This is a genomic window from Actinomadura sp. 6N118 (assembly GCF_044326415.1).
GTDB lineage: Bacteria > Actinomycetota > Actinomycetes > Streptosporangiales > Streptosporangiaceae > Spirillospora.
In genome coordinates this window covers 141,534-157,698 of record NZ_JBIRAZ010000011.1, presented here as the reverse complement: position 1 = coordinate 157,698, position 16,165 = coordinate 141,534, and the positions used below count along the sequence as shown (strand labels likewise).

Here is a 16,165-nt window from a genome sequence, read left to right as displayed (position 1 = left end):
GAATCGAAGTTCAGCGGGCGGCCGTTAAACCCCTCGTAACCATTTCGCGTTATGCCCGCGTTACGCCCATTGCCGCAGGCTGTGCTGCGGACACCGGTGGCATGAGGGACGGGGACCGTGCGTGTACTGATCGCCGAGGACGAGCGCATGCTCGCGGATTCGATAGCCGAGGGCCTGCGGGCTGAGGCACTGGCCGTGGACGTGGTGTACGACGGGGACGCCGCGCTCGAATACCTCGGCGTCAACGACTACGACGTGCTGGTGCTCGACCGGGACCTGCCCGTGGTCCACGGCGACGACGTGTGCCGGGCGGTGGTGGAGTCCGGCGCGCACGTCCGGGTGATCATGCTGACCGCGTCCGTCACGGTGCCCGCCCGGGTCGAGGGGCTCCGACTGGGCGCCGACGACTACCTGACCAAGCCGTTCGCGTTCGAGGAACTGGTCGCCCGCGTCCACGCCCTCGGCCGCCGCGCCCGCCCGGCGGCGCCGCCCACGCTGGAGCGGGCGGGCATCAAGCTCGATCCGGCCCGTCGCGAGGTCTACCGGGAGGGCCGGTACGTACAGCTCGCGCGCAAGGAGTTCGGGCTGCTCACTGAGCTGATGCGCGCCGACGGCGAGGTCGTCTCGGCCGAACACCTCCTTGAGAAGGTCTGGGACGCGCACACCGACCCGTTCACCAACACCGTCCGGGTGACGCTGATGAAGCTGCGCCGCAAGCTCGGTGACCCGCCTGTCATCGAGACCGTTCCGGGAGTGGGGTACCGAATTCCATGACGACGCTCACCGCGGCACTCCGGCCCACGATCAGGGTCCGGCTGGCACTGGTGTACGGCGGCCTGTTCCTGGTCGGCGGCATCGTCCTGCTCGCCCTGACCTACTTCCTGGTCAGGGGCAGCCTTCCTGGAGGATCCGAGAAGGTCGCCTCCGGCAGCACCTCCCGGGTGACCGACTCGGGGGTTCCCCCACCCGAAGGCGCGTTCGTCAGGGAATTCAGGGAGGCGCCACCGGGAACCGTGTTCCGATCCGAACAGGTCGGCGAGCTCCTGGTCGAGACCCGGGGCAAGACCCAGCAGGCGACGCTGAACGCGTTGCTCACCTACGGCTCCATCGCCCTCGGCCTGGTCGGTGCGGTCGCTCTGGGGCTGGGCTGGATCTTCGCGGACCGGGCACTGCGCCCGCTGCACTCGATCACCGAGACCGCGCGGCGCGTGACGCGCAGCCAGCATCTGGGCGAACGCATCGCCTACACGGGCCCGCACGACGACGTGAAGGAGCTGGCCGACACCTTCGACGCGATGCTGGAACGGCTGGCGCGGGCGTTCGACGGCCAGCGCAGGTTCGTCGCCAACGCCTCGCACGAGCTGCGCACCCCGCTGGCGATCAACCGGACGCTGGTGGACGTGGCGGTGCGCCGCTCGGACGCGACCGACGACGTCAAACGGCTGGGCGAGTCGCTGCTGGTCGTCAACACCAGGCACGAACGGCTCATCGACGGCCTCCTCACGCTCGCGGGCACGGAGAACGCCGTGGTCGACAGGTTGCCGCTCGACCTGGCCGTGGTGGCCGGGCACGTCCTGGACCAGGCCTCCGCCGAGGCAACCGAACGCGGTGTGACCACCCACCGCCGCCTCGGCCCCGCGCCCACCGCCGGTGATCCCGTCCTGGTCGAACGGCTCGTCCAGAACCTGGTGGAGAACGCCGTCCGGCACAACACCGAGGGCGGCGAGTTGTGGGTCACGACCGCGCGCAACAACGGCGAGGTCGAGCTGACCGTGGCCAACACCGGCCCCGTGGTCCCGCCGTACGAGACAGAGACGATCTTCGAGCCGTTCCGCCGGCTGGGCAACGACCGGGTGCGCTCCGACCGCGGCACCGGCCTCGGCCTGTCCATCGTCCGTGCCACCGCCACCGCCCACGGCGGCACCGTGACCGCTTCGCCCCGCCCCGAGGGCGGCCTCGTCCTGCATGTTCAGCTTCCGTCGTTCCCGATGAGGCCGCCGTCCGGTCCGCCGCCGCCCGTCGTCACCTCGTCTGTCACCCAGCCGTCGCTCCGTGTGGAGGCGTCTGTCCACACGGAGCCGTCCGCCCAGCCGGGGGGCACTTCGCCGTCGGCGGGCCGATGGTCGTCGTCCGAGGTCATCGGCGAGTCCCGGAATCGTTGAACCCTGGCCGTGGTGGTGTCCGTACTGCGGACTGAACAGACCATCGGGGCCGATCGCGTCACAACACCTCGTTGGGGAGGCGCCGAGAGCGACGTGGCCTCTCGATCTCGACCGCGAGGGCGGAGAGATGGCGATCATGACCGGACGGCGGGGGCTCGACGGACAGCGGTTCGAGCAGCGGGTGCGTGCGGTGCCGGCTGCGGTCGGCCTGCTGCGTGACCTCACCGAGTTTCATCTGTCGATGTGGGGGATGGCGGCGCACACCCTCGATCTCGTGCTGATCGTCAGCGAGCTGGCGACCAACGCGGTGAACGCGGCCCCGGGCGCGCAGATCGATCTGCGGTTGTGGACCGAGGAAGAGGGTGTGGTCGGCATCGAAGTGGAGGATCCGGCCTCGGACCTGCCGGCGCTCCGGCCCGCGGCCCCCGAGGAGATCGGCGGCCGGGGACTGGAGATCGTGGACCTGCTCGTCGAGGAGTGGGGGACCCGGCAGGAGCCCATGGGCGGCAAGGTCGTCTGGGCCCGCTACCGGGCCTGCAAGGACGGCTGACCGAGCTTCGCCGCGTCGGCGGGGTCGAGGGTCACGCCGAAGACCTCGTCGAGCAGCTTCGGGACCTCGGACTGCTCGACCTCGCGAGTCTCCGTTGAGCCGTCCGGCCGGGTGGTCGTCCAGGTGGTCCCGTCCAGCACGTGGAGGATCTCCGCGCTGAACCACTGGGCGAACACCCGGGTGGTGAACGGTGAGCGCGGGCTCGTGGAGACGTAGTGGTTGCCCACCGCGTAGTCCAGCCTGTACTGCGGATTGAGCGTGAAGGTGTGGCGTTCGACCCAGCCTTCCGCGCCGTACTGGTGGAGCCCCCACAGATCGGTGTCCAACGCACCGGTCCTCCGTTCCAGCCGGAAGCGCCAGCCGTCCTGCACCGCTTCGGCGCCGTCCGCGAACTCGATCGGCTCCAGCGGGCCTCGTCCGAAACCGACGTCGCACAACCACGCCCGGTCGTCATCGGCCGTCGTCACCCGCAGAATGGCGTGGGTCGCGGGCCGGATCCCTTCCGCACCCAAGGTCGTGCGAGCCGACAGTGCGGTCAGCCCGTAGCCGAGCCGTTCCAGCGCGGCGGCGAACAGGATGGTGTGCTCGTAGCAGTAGCCGCCGCGCCGGCGCCTGACCAGTTTGTCCTGGAGGGCCTCCAGGTCCAGGAGGATCGGGCGGCCCAGCATGATCTCCAGGTTCTCGAACGGGAACGCCGTGGTGTGCCCGCGCTGCAGGGCCCGCAGTGTCTCCAGTGTGGGGGCCCGTTCACCGCCGAACCCGATCCGGGCGAGATACGCGTCGAGGTCGAGCTCGCCGCCGTTCCATCCATAACCGTCGTCCGACATGGTCGCAGCCTCCGCCTCGCCCTGCTCGATCGATCTCTCCCTATCCGATCAACTTCCCCCCGGTCTGATCAACTCTCGCACTGCCGCCGGGGGTTCCGGGTGGTCAGCGTTCGTACGAGAGGACGGCCATGCCGCCGTCGAGCGTGTGCGTGCCGGTGAGCCGGAACGAGAGCGGCGAGAATCCCATGCCGAACAGCGGGATCCCGGCACCGGCGACGACCGGGTAGACCTTGACCACGAGCTCGTCGATCTCGGGCAGCAACGATCCCGCGAGCCGCGCGCCGCCGAGCAGGAAGATGTCCATGCCTTCCTCGGCCTTCAACGCCCGGACCTTGCCGGTGACGTCGCCGGAGATGATGTCCACGGCCGGGTCGGGACTCGCGGTGAGCGTCTCCGAGACCACGTATTGGCGCAGGTGCGGGTACGGGCTGGTCAGCCCGGCCTCGATCGCCGGGGCGTACGTGGCGCGGCCCTGGATGACGGTGTCGAAGCGCCGGTTCGCGGCGTCGCCGATCCCGAGTTGCTCGCGGACCTGGACGGGCAGTGTCTCCGGATAGTCCGAGCTCAGGAACGCGATGACGTCCTCGGTGATCGGGAAGAAGGCCAGGTCGCCGTCCGGGGCGGCGATGAAACCGTCGATGGTTGACCCGATGAAGTAGACGAGCTTTCGCATGAAGGCTTTCTCACTTCCGGGTGTAGGTGAGAACGGCCGCTCCGTTGCCGAACGTACGCGTGCCGGTCAGGTCGAAGTGGGTGGCCTGGAGCTCCGTCGTGGCGAAGACCGGGATGCCCGTGCCGATGACGACCGGGTAGCGCTTGATGATGAGCTCGTCGATCTCCGGGAGCAGGGAGCCCGCGAGTTTCCCGCCGCCTGACAGCCAGATGCCGAGCCCGTCCGCCTCGTTCTTCAGCCGCCGTACCAGTCCGGCGGGGTCGCCCGGAACGAGTGTGACCCCGGGTTCGTCGATCGCCGTGATGCTGGTGGAGACCACATACTGCCGCAGGTGCTGCCAGGGGCTGGTGATCCCGTCCTTCAGGCCCATGCGGTAGGTGCCGGCGCCCATCAGGACCGTGTCGAAGGTCTGGTTCGCCGCGTCGTCCAAGCCCGCCTGCGAACGGAAGGCGGTCGGGAGGGTCTCCGGCATGCGGTTGTTGAGGTACTCCATCATGTCCGCCGACCAGGGGAAGAAGCCCGACGTCCCGTCCGGCCCCCCGATGAAGCCGTCGATCGTGCTCGCCACGTAGTAGGTCAGCCTTCGCATCTGGCTACTCCGTTCGAAGTGCTTCGAATGTAGTGGTCTGAACGTAGTACTATATGCGTAGTGGTGTCAACCCCGAATGTTGTGGAGGGTTCAATGCGGCAGAATCCGGAGCGGCGTGCGGTGCTGATCGACGCGGCCATCGAGGTCCTGGCCAGGGAAGGTGCGCGCGGCCTGACGTTCCGGGCCATCGACGCCGAGGCGGGCTGCCCGATCGGTACGGCCTCGAACTACTTCGCCAACCGGGACGACCTGTTCAACCAGGTCGGCGGCCGCATCTACGAGCTCTACCAGCCGGATGAGGCCACGGTCGCCCGGCAACTGGCGGGTCCGCGGACCAGGGAACGTCTCATCGAGGTCATGCGCACGACCGTGGAGAACGTCGCCGCGTTCCGCTCCGGATATATCGCGCTACTGGAGCTTCGCCTTGAGGCCACCCGCCGGCCAGGGTTGCGCGAGGTCCTCACGCGAACGATCCGGCGCGACGTCGAGGCCAACATCTCGCATCACCGCGACTCGGGCCTGCCAGGTGACGAGACCATGGTCGTCCTGTTGCACCTGGCGCTGAACTGGCTGATCTTGGAGCGGCTCACGCTGCCGGACGTCTTTCCGGAGAAGGAGATCGACGCACTGGTGGCCGCCGCCGTCGAACGCGCGCTGCCGCGCGAAACCGATCCGACGCCAGATCTGACGCCAGATCCCCGATGAGTTTTCGAAACGGCCGTGGTCTACTCCCACGACACCACGTTCCACGTTCGGCTCAGCGCAGCCGCGAAGGAGATGACCATGGCCGGCAACATGATTTTCGTGAACCTCGCCGTACGAGACCTCGAGCAGACCAAAGCCTTCTGGGGCAAGCTCGGCTACTCGTTCGACCCGATGTTCACCGACGACAACGCGGCCTGTCTGGTGCTCGCCGAGGGGCACAACTACGCCATGCTGCTCACCGAGCAGTTCTTCGCCGGGTTCCTGTCCAAGGGAAAGGCGACCGCCGACGCCGCGACGACCACCGAAACCATGATCGCTCTGTCCGCGGACAGCCGCGAGGAGGTCGACCGGCTCGTCGACACCGCGCTGGCGTCGGGCGGCTCGGCCGCCGGCGACACCATGGACATGGGGCCGATGTACGGGCGCAGCTTCCAGGACCCCGACGGCCACCACTGGGAGGTCATGTACATGGACATGGCCGCCATGGCGCAAGAGGGGCAGGAGGGCCAGTAGCCGTGGCCCACGCGAAAGGCCCGTGGCCGTCCGGTGGGACGGTCACGGGCCTTTGTCATGGCTCTGTTCGGGACTCTGTTCGTCGTGTCCCGGGTCAGCGCACGTAGACGCGGAAGCCGACCGGGAGGATCTTGAACATCAGGTCGGCGGTGTGCTTCATCGGCAGGCGCGCGCAACCGTGCGAGGCCGGGTAGAGCGGCACGCTCGGCGAGCCGTGCAGCGCGTAGCCCTGGTAGAAGTAGATCGGCTTGTAGAGGTCGCCGAGCTTGGCGTGGCGCCAGCCGTTGATCTTGCGGGTGACCTTGAAGTTGCCGACCGGTGTGCGCGCGACGTCGCACTCGCCCTTGTAGCAGTAGCGCTTGTTGTTGCCGGTCGAGGTGTGCGTGATCAGGTAGACCTTGTTGTTCTTGTAGACCACGATGAGCTGGCGCTTCTTGGAGATCTCCACGCGGCTGGCGGCCGGCTTCTTGACGATCCGCACGGGCGACTTGGGCTTCGCCAGCGCCGCCCAGGTCCCCCTGCCGACAGTGCCCTTGCTGCCGGGCTTGAGGCCGTTCACCTTCTGGAACGCCCAGACGGCGTAGAGCGTGTCCTTGCCGTACTTCCCGTTGATCGAACCCGGGTCGTAGCGGAGTGCCCGCAGGCGCTTCTGCAGGTAGGTGACGTACTTGCCCTTGGAGCCGTAGTAGAGCGTGGGCGGCGCAGCGGCTCTCGCCGCCGCCGCGGCCGCGGTGCTCGGAGCGCTCGCGGAGAATGCGGCGGCCTCGGCCGGTGATGAGATGAACGGTGCCATCACGGCCCCGGCGACCAACGCAAGTCCGGCGATCTTCAGGCGCATGCCTACCGGCCCCCTGTCCTTGGAATTGTCAATTGACCCAAGGGCACCTTAGATCACACAAGTAGCGCTTGGGGTAAGCGTGACCCATTCGCCGCCGTTCAACGTACGCCGCGCGGGCGGAACTGCACGCTGATCCGTGGCCCGGTCGCCTTTGTGCTCTTGGGGATCGCGTGCTCCCAAGTCCGCTGACAACTGCCGCCCATCACCAGCAGATCGCCCGGGCCCATGCCAAATCGCCGCGCCGCGCCTCCGCCGCGCGGCCGCAGCGACAACGAACGCGGCGCGCCGAACGAGATGATCGCGACCATGGTGTCCTCGGCCCGGCCGCGCCCGGTCCGGTCGCCGTGCCAGGCGACGCTGTCGTGCTCGTCGCGATAGAGGCAAAGCCCCGCCGTCCGGAACGGCTCGCCGAGCTCGTCCGCGTAGTGGGCGCTGAGGGCGGCCTTGGCCTCGTCGAGCACCGGATCGGGGAGCGGGGCGTCCTCGTCGTAGAAGCTCAGCAGCCGGGGGACGTCGACCACCCGGTCGTACATCCGCCGCTGCTCGCCACGCCATGGCACCTCCGTCAGCAGCCGCTCGAAGAGGGCATCCGAACCGGAGATCCAGCCGGGCCGGACGTCGATCCAGGCACCGTGCTCAAGGCTGGTCCGCCGAACGGACGTGCCGAGCACGCCGACAGCCGTCTCCTCGGTGCAGTCGAGCAGAAGGCCCTGGATGGCTCCGTCCATGCCTCCCAATATATCCGGGTCAGTCAAACATGCGTTCGAATGATCGCGGTGCGCGCCAGCTCAGCGCAGCTCTACTTGGATCCGCTGGTTGTCGGGCGGCGGGTGGCTGGCGACCACCGGGGGCACCCGCAGATCGGGGTCTGCGTAGGCGGCCTGGATGCGGTCGAGCGTCACGGCGGGGTCGTTGACGAGCGCGGCGAGCCTGTCCATCCGCTCGAACGTGGGATCGTCCGGTGCGTCGGTCGTGTCGATCATGCCCCAGCTGTCCCACAGGAGCATCTCGTCCTTGTTGAGCGCGGCGAGGTCGAAGACGAGGTTGTGGACCAGATACGGCCATGACTTCAGGAACGGCAGGTCGAACCCCGGGCCGACCGAGACGCGCTCCGGATCGACCTTGCCCGCCCGGCACAACTCCCACGCCTCCGGCCCGACCAGGAAACGATCCCGGGGAATGTCCGTCAGGTCGAGCGGCGCGTCCTCGCCGGGCGGCGTGTAGCCGTCCGGGAACTCCGGCTCGACCAGCCGCCAGCGTGCCTCCGCGGCGTCCCACACCTCCGGGATCACGTGGTCGATGAACAGGTCCGGGACGAGGTAGTCGGCGAAGCCGACCCGGCCGCGGGCCGAGATGCCGTGGTGGCGGGCGAGCGTGAGAAACAGCACGGTGTTGTCCCGGCAGCACCCCACCAGCTGCTCGGTCGGGGACCGGTCGGCGGGCGGCCGGGCCGGGTTGAGCTCGCGGGCGCGGCGCAACATCACGTCGGCGTACCGCAGATTGATCTCCCCTCGGCGTTCGGGGGTGAAGCCGTGCTCGGTGATGTCGCCGTGCGCCCAGTAGTGGAAGACCAGCTGTGCCGCGGCCCGGCGGACACCCTCCAGATCACCTGGGACGCCGTCGATCCACGGACCCAGCTCGCCGGGATCGGTGATTTTGCTCTGCGACGAATAGAACTCGATCACGAAGGTCTCCCTTTGACGACGCCCTCACGTGATCGTGTCATTTTTAGGGTGCTTTATTCATCTGCCGACTTGAGAGTGCGAGGCAGGCTTTAGGGGGCGGGTGATTCCGGAGAGGTCGCGGTGGGCGACGCTGTTGCGGTCGGTTACACGGTTCCCCAGCGAGAGTTGCGGCCACAACCCGGACAGTTCCTGCCTGCTGCGTTCACTCCACGCCCGGGCGAGGTCGCCGCGCGTCTTGTAGAAGTTCAACGCGTAGCCGCCGGTGTGGACGCGCAGCAAGGTGAAGCCGCCCGGGTACTCCTTGACCGCGCCGACCTCCTGTTGCACGACCCGTGGCGCGAGCGGGAAGACCGAACGCTGGTTGCGGTGCGTGTGCCCGGCGTGGTGCAGGAAGACACCGGGCGAGCGGTCGTAGGCGCGCAGGATCGAGATCGCCTGACCGGCCTCGATCGACTGGCCGCCGGTGATGGCCAGCGGTGCGTTCTCCACGAAGAGCGGGTGGTGCCCGAAGACGATGGTGGGCTGGTCGGGACTTTCCTTCAGCCTGCTCTCGAGCCAGGCGTACTGCTCCTTGCCCAGGCCGCCTGCATCCCCGCCGTTGCCCGCCTTGTCGTACGTGTCGAACCCGATGACCCGCAGGCCATGCAGGTCGTGCGTGAAGTACGTCGGCCCGTCGTCCAGGAAGAAGCCGTCGCGGAAACAGTCGCGGCCTTGCCATTGCCCGGGACTGCAGGAGGCGTGGGCGGCGCCTTCGTGAGCCCTGTCATGGTTGCCTCGCGCGACGAGGTAGTCCCGTCCGTACGACCCGAAGCCGTCGAGCAGGGCCTTGGCTCGCCCGACATCGACCGGCACCGCTTCGCTCGTGACGTCACCGGCGGCCAGCAGATAGCTCGCTCCGCGCCGTCGTGCGTCCTCGACCAGCGCCCTGGCCATGACCTCCGGGTACGGCGGGTGGCCGGGCACCTGCTCGATTCCCTTGATCCAGGGCAGCTGGCCCACAAGGCCCGCCACGGTCTCGCCGACGTGCAGGTCGTTGCAGAGTGCCACCGAGAAGAGGAACGAGCCGGGCGGCGGCTGCGGAGTCGTGAAGCTGTAGACGCCGTCCGCGAGGGGCGTTCCGGCGGCCTGCCCGAAGGCCAGCGGTGTGGCGCTCGCGGCCTTGCCTTGGGAACGAGCCCGGTAGTAGTAGGTGCGGCCCGGCTCCAGCCCGGTGATTTCCACATAGTGGTACGGCGTATCCGCTGGGCCGGCGGCTCGTTGGGTGAGCCGGTCCGGGTGCGTCCCGTACTCCACCTCGCCGTCGGCAGGGGCGGGCTTCATCCGCCCCAGACCGTCGTCGGTACCCGGGACGCCGGTGTACCAGGTCAGGATCGCGCTGGTCTCGGTGAGCGTGACGAGTTCCAGGTCGACGGCCCGTACCGTCCCGGACAGCGCCGCCGCCGCGTACACCCGCTCGGGGTCGACAACGGGCAGGAGAGAGGCGCCCGCGACCACCGCGCTCCAGCGCAACAACTCCCGCCGGCTGGGCCTGCAACAGATCATGTGCGCCAGCGTCCCAGCGGCCCCCGCACCCGGCCAGGCCCAAACGTGAACGCCGCTCAAATTCTGGATGAGACGGACGGTGTTGCGACGGACGGTCAGGTGTGCGGATGGTCAGGTGGGCGGCTGCCAGTTGAGGACGGGTGTCAGGGCGCGGAACATGGAGCTCGCCGGAGTGAGCCTGAGGGCGGTTTCGCGCAGCTTCACCGCCGGGCCCCAGCTCCATTGGGCGACCGCGCCGATGAGGTGCGAGCGCTTGGCGATCATCTGGGCGCGCGGACGGCGGTTCGCGTCGTACGCGGTGAGCGCGGCCTCGACGGTGGCGTTCCGGTCGAGGAACGCGGCGAGCGTGACGGCGTCTTCGAGGGCCTGGTTGGCGCCCTGGCCCATGTTGGGGGTCATCGCGTGCGCGGCGTCGCCGACCAGGGCGACGCGGCCGGAGACGAAGGACGCGAGCGGCGGTAGTTCGTAGATGTCGTGCCGCATGACGGCATCCGCGTCCGCGGCCTGCAGAAGCGCCGGGATCGGGTCGTGCCATGTCGCGAAGATGCGGCGCAGTTCGGCGAGCTCGCCGTCGGCGCTGTGCCCTCCCGCAGGGGCGGTCGCCACTCCGAACATGTAGACGCGGCCGTCCGGCAGGGGTGCGAATCCCACCCGCAGGCCACGCCCCCAGGTCTCGCCGCCGGAGTCGATCTTCTGGTCCGGGTCGGCGACAAGCCGCCAGGCGGTGTAGCCGGCGTAGGCGGGCTCGGGCGCGTCGCGCCAGACCGAGCGCCGTACCCGGCTGTGGATGCCGTCGGCGCCGACCAGGAGATCGGCCCGCGCGACGCCGTTGCTGTGCACGACCTCGACCTGCTTGCCGTCCACCCGGATGTCCTTGAGTTCGGTATCCACATGCAGGGCGCCTGCCGGCACCGCGTTGCGGAGGACTTCCAGCAGGTCGGCGCGGTGCATCATCACGAGCGGGCCGAAGCGGCGGTTGAGCTCCTCAACGTCGGTGCGCGACAGCCAGCGGCCCGTGGGGTTGCGTATGCCGCCTTGTGTCTCGACCAGCGCCCGAGCCCGGACCTGGTCGCCGAGTCCGAGCGCGTCCAGGGCCCGCACGCCGTTGGGCCAGAGCGACAACCCGGCCCCGACCTCGCCGAACGCAGGTGCCTTCTCCAAGACGTCAACCTGCCAGCCCCGGCTGATCAGGGCGATCGCGGTGGCCAGCCCGCCGATCCCGCCGCCGGCCACGATCGCGGTACGCCGCCGCTCGCCGCCCTGCCGCTCGCCTTGCAGCTCAACCTCTCGCTCGCCGCCTTGCCGCTCAGCCTGCCGTTCGCCGCCCTGCCGCCTGCTCTGCTGTTCACCCTGCCGCTCGTCTTGCCGCCGGTCGTCGCTCATCGTCGAGCTCCCTCTACATCTGTAGTAGACACTTGTACTCTACAGTTGTAGAGCTCGAAGGCAAGAGGGGATGTGGGGCTGTGACCGAGGCCATGTCGAGGCGCCAGGAACTCGCCGATGCGGCGATCACGACGCTGGCCGAGGCGGGAATGCGCGGGCTGACCCACCGGGCGGTCGACCGGGTGGCGGGTCTGCCTGAGGGCTCCTGCTCGTACTACTTCCGGACCCGTCAGGCGCTGTTGCGGGCGGCGATCGACCGGCTCGTCGAGGTGGATCTCGCCGATCTCACCGACCTCGCCGACCGGCCCGAGCTCTCCGGCAAGGCTGATCTCGCCGATGTCGCGGAGGCGGCGGCCGGGCTGGTCGAGTACTGGACGACCAACGGACGTGCCCGGATGCTCGCCCGCTACGAGCTGGCGCTGGAGGCGACCCGCAGGCCGGAGCTCCGGTCGGTCTTCGTGACGGCCGGCTCCCGGCCCCGCCTGCTCGCCGAGCACATGCTCGCTGCCATCGGCGTGCCTGACCCGTCCCGGCAGGCGCCGGTGCTGGTCGCCTACCTCGACGGCCTCATCTTCGACCACCTCGCGGGTGCCGGCGCCCTCGACCTCACCGCCGCCGAACTCCGTGCCGCACTGCTCGACGTCCTCCGCTCGTTCAGTCTCCGCTCGTCCAGTGGCCAGGCGGCTCTTTAGGCTGCTTTTAGGCCTCGCCTCGTTAGGTGCAAGACGGGATCAGTGCTCCGGGGGTGCTTCTATGGAAGTACTTCGCAGATCGGTGCATTTCGGGAACCTCGACGTACGGTGGCAAAGATGAGCGTGGTTCGCGGTGAGGCGCGGCGCCGGTGGCTTCTGGTCACGGCGCTCGTGGCCGCGCTGTGCTCGATCCCGTTCGCGATCGCCGCGTTCCCGGTCGCCGGGGCGGACGTCGATCCGCAGCGGCTGCGCGGGATGATCCTCGGCTCGGCCGAGCGGCCCTACCAGGGCCTCGCGGAGAGCAGCGGCTCGCTGGGCATACCCGACCTGCCGGGCCTGGACGACGCGACCGGCCTGCTGGGCGGCACGTCGCGCATGCGGGTCTGGTACGACGCGCCGGAGAACTGGCGGGTCGCCCTCATCACCGCCACCGGTGAACGGGACTTCCTGCGGTCGAAGACCGGCCTGGCGATCTGGGACTACGAGAGCGAGCAGCTGACCAAGATCCAGGGGGCGCAGACGGTCCGGCTGCCGAACGCCGCCGATCTCATGCCGCCCGATCTCGGCCGCAGGCTGCTGCGCCTGAGCAGCCCGGCCGACCGCCTGACCGGCCTGGACACGCGCCGCGTCGCGGGCCGTTCGGCCGCCGGGCTGCGCGTGACGCCCGCCGATTCCGCGACGACGATCGGCTCAGTGGACATCTGGGCCGACCCTGAGACGGGGGTTCCGCTTGAAGTACGGATCGTTCCGCGCGGAGGGAGCCGGCCTGTGCTGACCACCCGGCTCCTCGACGTGCGCTTCGCGCGGCCCGCCGCGTCCGCCGTGGCGCCGCGGTTCTCGGCCGGGGTGCGGACGTCGGAGGTCGACACCTTCGACCTGCTCGCGCGGCTGGCCTCGCGGACGACGGAGCGCATGCCGGCTTCGCTGGCCGGCCGTCCCGCGCTGGACTCCACGCCGTCCATCGCCAGCGTGCGCGCCTACTCGGGCGGCTTCTCGTCGTTCGTCGTGGCGCCGCTGCCCGGCCGCTACGGGCGCCGGGTCTTCGAGGCGGCGCGCACGGCCGGCGCGGGCTCGCTCGCGGTGTCGCGAGGCGAGGCGCTCGCGCTGCAGACCTCGGTCCTGACCGCCGTCCTGGTCCGCGATGAGGCGATCGGACGGACGTTCCTGCTGGCCGGGCCGGTACGGCCGGACCTGCTGCGCACCGCCGCCAACGAGCTGATCTCATGATCGTCACACGGACGCTGACCAAGAGGTTCGGCCGCATCACCGCCGTGAACGAGGTCGACCTGAACGTGCGGGAGGGCGACCGCTACGGGCTGCTCGGTCCGAACGGCTCGGGCAAGACGACGCTCGTGCGGATGATCCTCGGACTGGTGTACGCGACGTCCGGGGAGATCGAGGTGATGGGACGGCCCATCCCGCGCCGGACCAACGAGGTGCTGCGCGAAGTCGGCGCGCTGGTCGAGGGACCTGGTGCGTACGGGCATCTCTCCGGTCGCGCCAACCTCACCTTCCTCGACGCCGCCGGGCCCGGGGGCGGCGGATCGCGCAAGGCCCGGCGGATCCGGGTCGAGGAGGCGTTGACCCGGGTCGGGCTCTCCGGCGTTGATGACCGGCCGGTCAAGACGTACTCGCTCGGGATGCGGCAACGCCTCGGCCTCGCCGCCGCGCTCCTGCACCAACCCCGGCTGCTCGTGCTGGACGAGCCCACCAACGGCCTCGACCCGCAGGGCATCCGTGAAATACGCGACCTGCTGGAGGAACTCAACGCGAACGGCACGACGATCTTCCTGTGCAGCCATCTCCTCAGCGAGGTCGAGCAGCTGTGCACCCGCGTCGGGGTGATGGACCGCGGCCACCTGGTGCTCGAAGAGAAGATGAGCGAGATCCGGTCGCCGACCGGCCGGGTCGTCGTCCACACCCCGGACGCGGACCGGGCGGTGGCGCTGCTCGATGGCGGGGTGGAGCACCGGGACGGCGCGCGGCTGCTGGTCCGGACTGCCGACGCCGCCGAGCTCAACGCCCGCCTCGTCCGTGAGGGCCTGCGGATCGACGAGATCCACGTACAGCGCAGATCACTCGAAGACGTCGTGCTGGAGGCCACCGGCCCCGGCTCCGACCGGCTGGACTCGGAGCCCGCCGAGCTGGACGAGCCCGGCGTGCGCGTGGACGGGGTGCGCAAGGTCGAGGCCCGCCCGAGCCCCGGCACGAACAACAGCACGAGCCCGAGCGCGAGTACGAGCCTCAGCCCGGGCTCGGAACCGGACGCCTGGCAGGGCACGTCGCGGGAGTTCCTTGAATGATCGTCACCGAACTGGCCAAGCTCGTGCGCCGCCCGCGTACCTGGGTGTCGCTGGCCCTGCTGTGCGGCCTGCCGGCCATCGTCGCGATCTTCCTCGGCGTCACCGAGGTCGCGCCGCCGCCGGGGGAGGGGCCGACCTTCCTGTCCGCCGTCCTGTCGAACGGCTCGCTCTATCCGGCGGCCGCGCTCGCCATGGTGCTGCCGCTGTTCCTCCCGGTGTCGGTCGCGGTGGTCGGCGGCGACTCCATCGCAGGTGAAGCGGGCTCCGGCATGCTGCGCTACCTGCTGCTGCGGCCGGTGGGGCGCACCCGGCTGCTGGTGGCCAAGCTCGTCGCGCTCACCGCGTACGTGATGCTCGCGGTCGTGGCCGTCGCCGCCACCTCGTACGTCATCGGCGTCGCGATCTTCGGCACCGAGCCGGCGTCCGCGCTCGCCGGGTCCGAACTGATCACCTCGGTCTCGGGGACGGGGCTCTCGGACGTTCAGGTGGCCCTCCGCATCACCTACGCCGTGCTCTACATCGGGGTCTCCATGCTCGGCGTCGGTGCCCTGGCCCTCTTCCTCTCCACGTTCACCGACTCGCCTCTGGCAGCCGCCCTGGGCTCGCTCGCCGCCCTGGTGACCAGCCAGGTCCTCGTCACCCTGGACGCGGCGGCGTCCGTTCAGCCGTATCTTCTGACTCGCTACTGGCTGGCCTGGGTCGACTTCTTCCGCGACCCGATCCTGTGGCGGGACATCGAACGTGGCCTGGCGCTGCAGGCGGTCTATGTGGGCGTCCTGCTGGCGGCCGCCTGGGCCAACTTCGCGACCCGCGACGTCACGAGCTGAGGGTGCCGCATCACGAGCCGAGGGTGCCGCGTCACGAGCCGAGGGTGCCGCATCACGAGCTGAGGGTGCCGCGTGACGAGCCGAGGATGCCGCGTTACGAGTTGAGGGTGCCGCAGCTCTTCGGGGCCTCGAACGGGCCGGAGCCGAGCGCGCGCAACACGATCCCAACGACCTGAGGGTCCGACGGCAGCTGGCCGTGGTCGGTTCGCGCACTGGGACATATCGCCTGGAGCTCCACGTTGACGGCGTCGCCGTTCAGCCGCGATGACTCAGGGGGTGTCACGGTCTCGTCCTGTGTCGTCCAGAGGGACATGAGCGCGGGCCGTTCGGGTGCCTCGTCGCCGAGCCTCTGCAGCAACGAGCTTCCCGGCACGAGTTGCTGGCAGGCCGCCGGACACGCCACTCCCAACGCGGACCCGGCCGTGGCCAGCTCGGCCCCGTGGTGTGGCGACCCCAGCGTGATGATGCGGCGGGCCTTCCCCGCACCGCCGTGCTCCCGGGCCCAGAGCCGCGCCACGACTCCGCCCGCGGAGTGCCCCACCAGATCAACGGAGGGGGCCCCTCTGCGCAGTGCGTCCGCGACATAAGAATCGACCGTCCGAGCCTGCTCCCGCAGATCGCCGCGTGCGTCCCCGGGAAGCTGCACGAGCTCGGCTTGGCGTCCCGCCTGGCGCAGCCGCTCGGCAAGGATCCGCATGCCGCCCACGCCGCCGCCGTAGCCGGGAATGAGCAGCACAGGGCCCGGCCTGTCCTGGGCGACCTCGCGGTCGTCGGCCCCGGGGAGCAGAGCCCGGACGCCCATCACGACCGCGACCACGAGCACCGTGAGCGCCACCCCCCCCACGAGCACGCGTCGCCGGGGACTGAGCGCGCTCC

Annotated in this window: 18 protein-coding genes; 9 read left to right on the top strand and 9 right to left on the bottom strand. The window is 69.8% G+C overall.

Annotated elements, in window-relative coordinates; translation table 11 throughout:
• Positions 1-117: 117 nt before the first annotated feature.
• The 3 genes from ACH34W_RS27955 to ACH34W_RS27945 all read left to right on the top strand — a co-directional run bounded on the left by ACH34W_RS27955 (position 118) and on the right by ACH34W_RS27945 (position 2,712).
• The gene (locus ACH34W_RS27955) at positions 118-774 is read left to right on the top strand and encodes a response regulator transcription factor (protein ID WP_395964065.1); all 657 of its coding nucleotides are present in this window, start codon (positions 118-120) and stop codon (positions 772-774) included.
• Positions 771-2,162, top strand: coding sequence for a sensor histidine kinase (locus ACH34W_RS27950; protein ID WP_395964064.1), 1,392 nt, complete (start codon positions 771-773; stop codon positions 2,160-2,162). Before ACH34W_RS27955 ends, ACH34W_RS27950 begins: the two co-directional genes overlap by 4 nt.
• Before the next feature lie 136 nt (positions 2,163-2,298).
• Positions 2,299-2,712, top strand: coding sequence for an ATP-binding protein (locus ACH34W_RS27945; protein WP_395964063.1), 414 nt, complete (start codon positions 2,299-2,301; stop codon positions 2,710-2,712).
• On the opposite strand, the gene ACH34W_RS27940 is transcribed toward ACH34W_RS27945, so the two are convergent.
• From ACH34W_RS27940 to ACH34W_RS27930, 3 genes are all read right to left on the bottom strand, one after another.
• Positions 2,688-3,539, bottom strand: a complete 852-nt coding sequence (locus ACH34W_RS27940; protein WP_395964062.1) for an arylamine N-acetyltransferase — start codon at positions 3,537-3,539, stop codon at positions 2,688-2,690. The genes ACH34W_RS27945 and ACH34W_RS27940 overlap by 25 nt on opposite strands.
• Positions 3,540-3,642: 103 nt before the next feature.
• Positions 3,643-4,212 (bottom strand): dihydrofolate reductase family protein, encoded by a 570-nt coding sequence (locus ACH34W_RS27935; protein ID WP_395964061.1) that lies wholly within the window; start codon positions 4,210-4,212, stop codon positions 3,643-3,645.
• Positions 4,213-4,222: 10 nt separating this feature from the next.
• Positions 4,223-4,801: a dihydrofolate reductase family protein gene (locus ACH34W_RS27930; protein WP_395964060.1), complete on the bottom strand. Its 579-nt coding sequence runs from the start codon at positions 4,799-4,801 to the stop codon at positions 4,223-4,225.
• 93 nt (positions 4,802-4,894) lie between these two features.
• Here ACH34W_RS27930 and ACH34W_RS27925 point away from each other — a divergent pair, with 93 nt between their 5' ends.
• Both ACH34W_RS27925 and ACH34W_RS27920 read left to right on the top strand, forming a co-directional pair.
• Positions 4,895-5,506, top strand: coding sequence for a TetR/AcrR family transcriptional regulator (locus ACH34W_RS27925; RefSeq protein WP_395964059.1), 612 nt, complete (start codon positions 4,895-4,897; stop codon positions 5,504-5,506).
• A gap of 78 nt (positions 5,507-5,584) precedes the next feature.
• Complete coding sequence (locus tag ACH34W_RS27920) at positions 5,585-6,019, top strand: VOC family protein (protein WP_395964058.1); 435 nt, start codon at positions 5,585-5,587, stop codon at positions 6,017-6,019.
• Positions 6,020-6,113: 94 nt separating this feature from the next.
• On the opposite strand, the gene ACH34W_RS27915 is transcribed toward ACH34W_RS27920, so the two are convergent.
• From ACH34W_RS27915 to ACH34W_RS27895, 5 genes are all read right to left on the bottom strand, one after another.
• Positions 6,114-6,857: a L,D-transpeptidase family protein gene (locus ACH34W_RS27915; protein WP_395964057.1), complete on the bottom strand. Its 744-nt coding sequence runs from the start codon at positions 6,855-6,857 to the stop codon at positions 6,114-6,116.
• A gap of 98 nt (positions 6,858-6,955) precedes the next feature.
• A complete protein-coding gene (locus ACH34W_RS27910; protein WP_395964056.1) occupies positions 6,956-7,585 on the bottom strand; it encodes an alpha-ketoglutarate-dependent dioxygenase AlkB in 630 nt (209 codons plus the stop codon).
• Between the two features lie 60 nt (positions 7,586-7,645).
• Positions 7,646-8,542 carry a transglutaminase domain-containing protein gene (locus tag ACH34W_RS27905; RefSeq protein WP_395964055.1) on the bottom strand — a complete coding sequence of 299 codons (897 nt, stop codon included), beginning with the start codon at positions 8,540-8,542 and terminating at the stop codon, positions 7,646-7,648.
• Positions 8,543-8,599: 57 nt separating this feature from the next.
• A complete protein-coding gene (locus tag ACH34W_RS27900; protein ID WP_395964054.1) occupies positions 8,600-10,084 on the bottom strand; it encodes a metallophosphoesterase in 1,485 nt (494 codons plus the stop codon).
• A 111-nt stretch (positions 10,085-10,195) separates the two neighbouring features.
• Entirely contained in the window at positions 10,196-11,467 is a 1,272-nt protein-coding gene (locus ACH34W_RS27895; protein WP_395964053.1) for an FAD-dependent monooxygenase, read from the bottom strand.
• Between the two features lie 80 nt (positions 11,468-11,547).
• Here ACH34W_RS27895 and ACH34W_RS27890 point away from each other — a divergent pair, with 80 nt between their 5' ends.
• The 4 genes from ACH34W_RS27890 (at position 11,548) to ACH34W_RS27875 (ending at position 15,289) form a co-directional block, all read left to right on the top strand.
• On the top strand, positions 11,548-12,159 hold the full coding sequence (locus tag ACH34W_RS27890; RefSeq protein ID WP_395964052.1) for a TetR/AcrR family transcriptional regulator: 612 nt from the start codon (positions 11,548-11,550) through the stop codon (positions 12,157-12,159).
• A 117-nt stretch (positions 12,160-12,276) separates the two neighbouring features.
• Positions 12,277-13,386: a hypothetical protein gene (locus tag ACH34W_RS27885; RefSeq protein ID WP_395964051.1), complete on the top strand. Its 1,110-nt coding sequence runs from the start codon at positions 12,277-12,279 to the stop codon at positions 13,384-13,386.
• On the top strand, positions 13,383-14,462 hold the full coding sequence (locus ACH34W_RS27880; RefSeq protein WP_395964050.1) for an ABC transporter ATP-binding protein: 1,080 nt from the start codon (positions 13,383-13,385) through the stop codon (positions 14,460-14,462). Before ACH34W_RS27885 ends, ACH34W_RS27880 begins: the two co-directional genes overlap by 4 nt.
• Entirely contained in the window at positions 14,459-15,289 is an 831-nt protein-coding gene (locus ACH34W_RS27875) for an ABC transporter permease (protein WP_395964049.1), read from the top strand. The genes ACH34W_RS27880 and ACH34W_RS27875 overlap by 4 nt, the downstream gene beginning before the upstream one ends.
• A 94-nt stretch (positions 15,290-15,383) precedes the next feature.
• Here the strand turns inward: ACH34W_RS27875 and ACH34W_RS27870 are convergent, their stop codons facing one another.
• A complete protein-coding gene (locus ACH34W_RS27870) occupies positions 15,384-16,124 on the bottom strand; it encodes an esterase/lipase family protein (RefSeq protein WP_395964048.1) in 741 nt (246 codons plus the stop codon).
• Between the last annotated feature and the right edge of the window lie 41 nt (positions 16,125-16,165).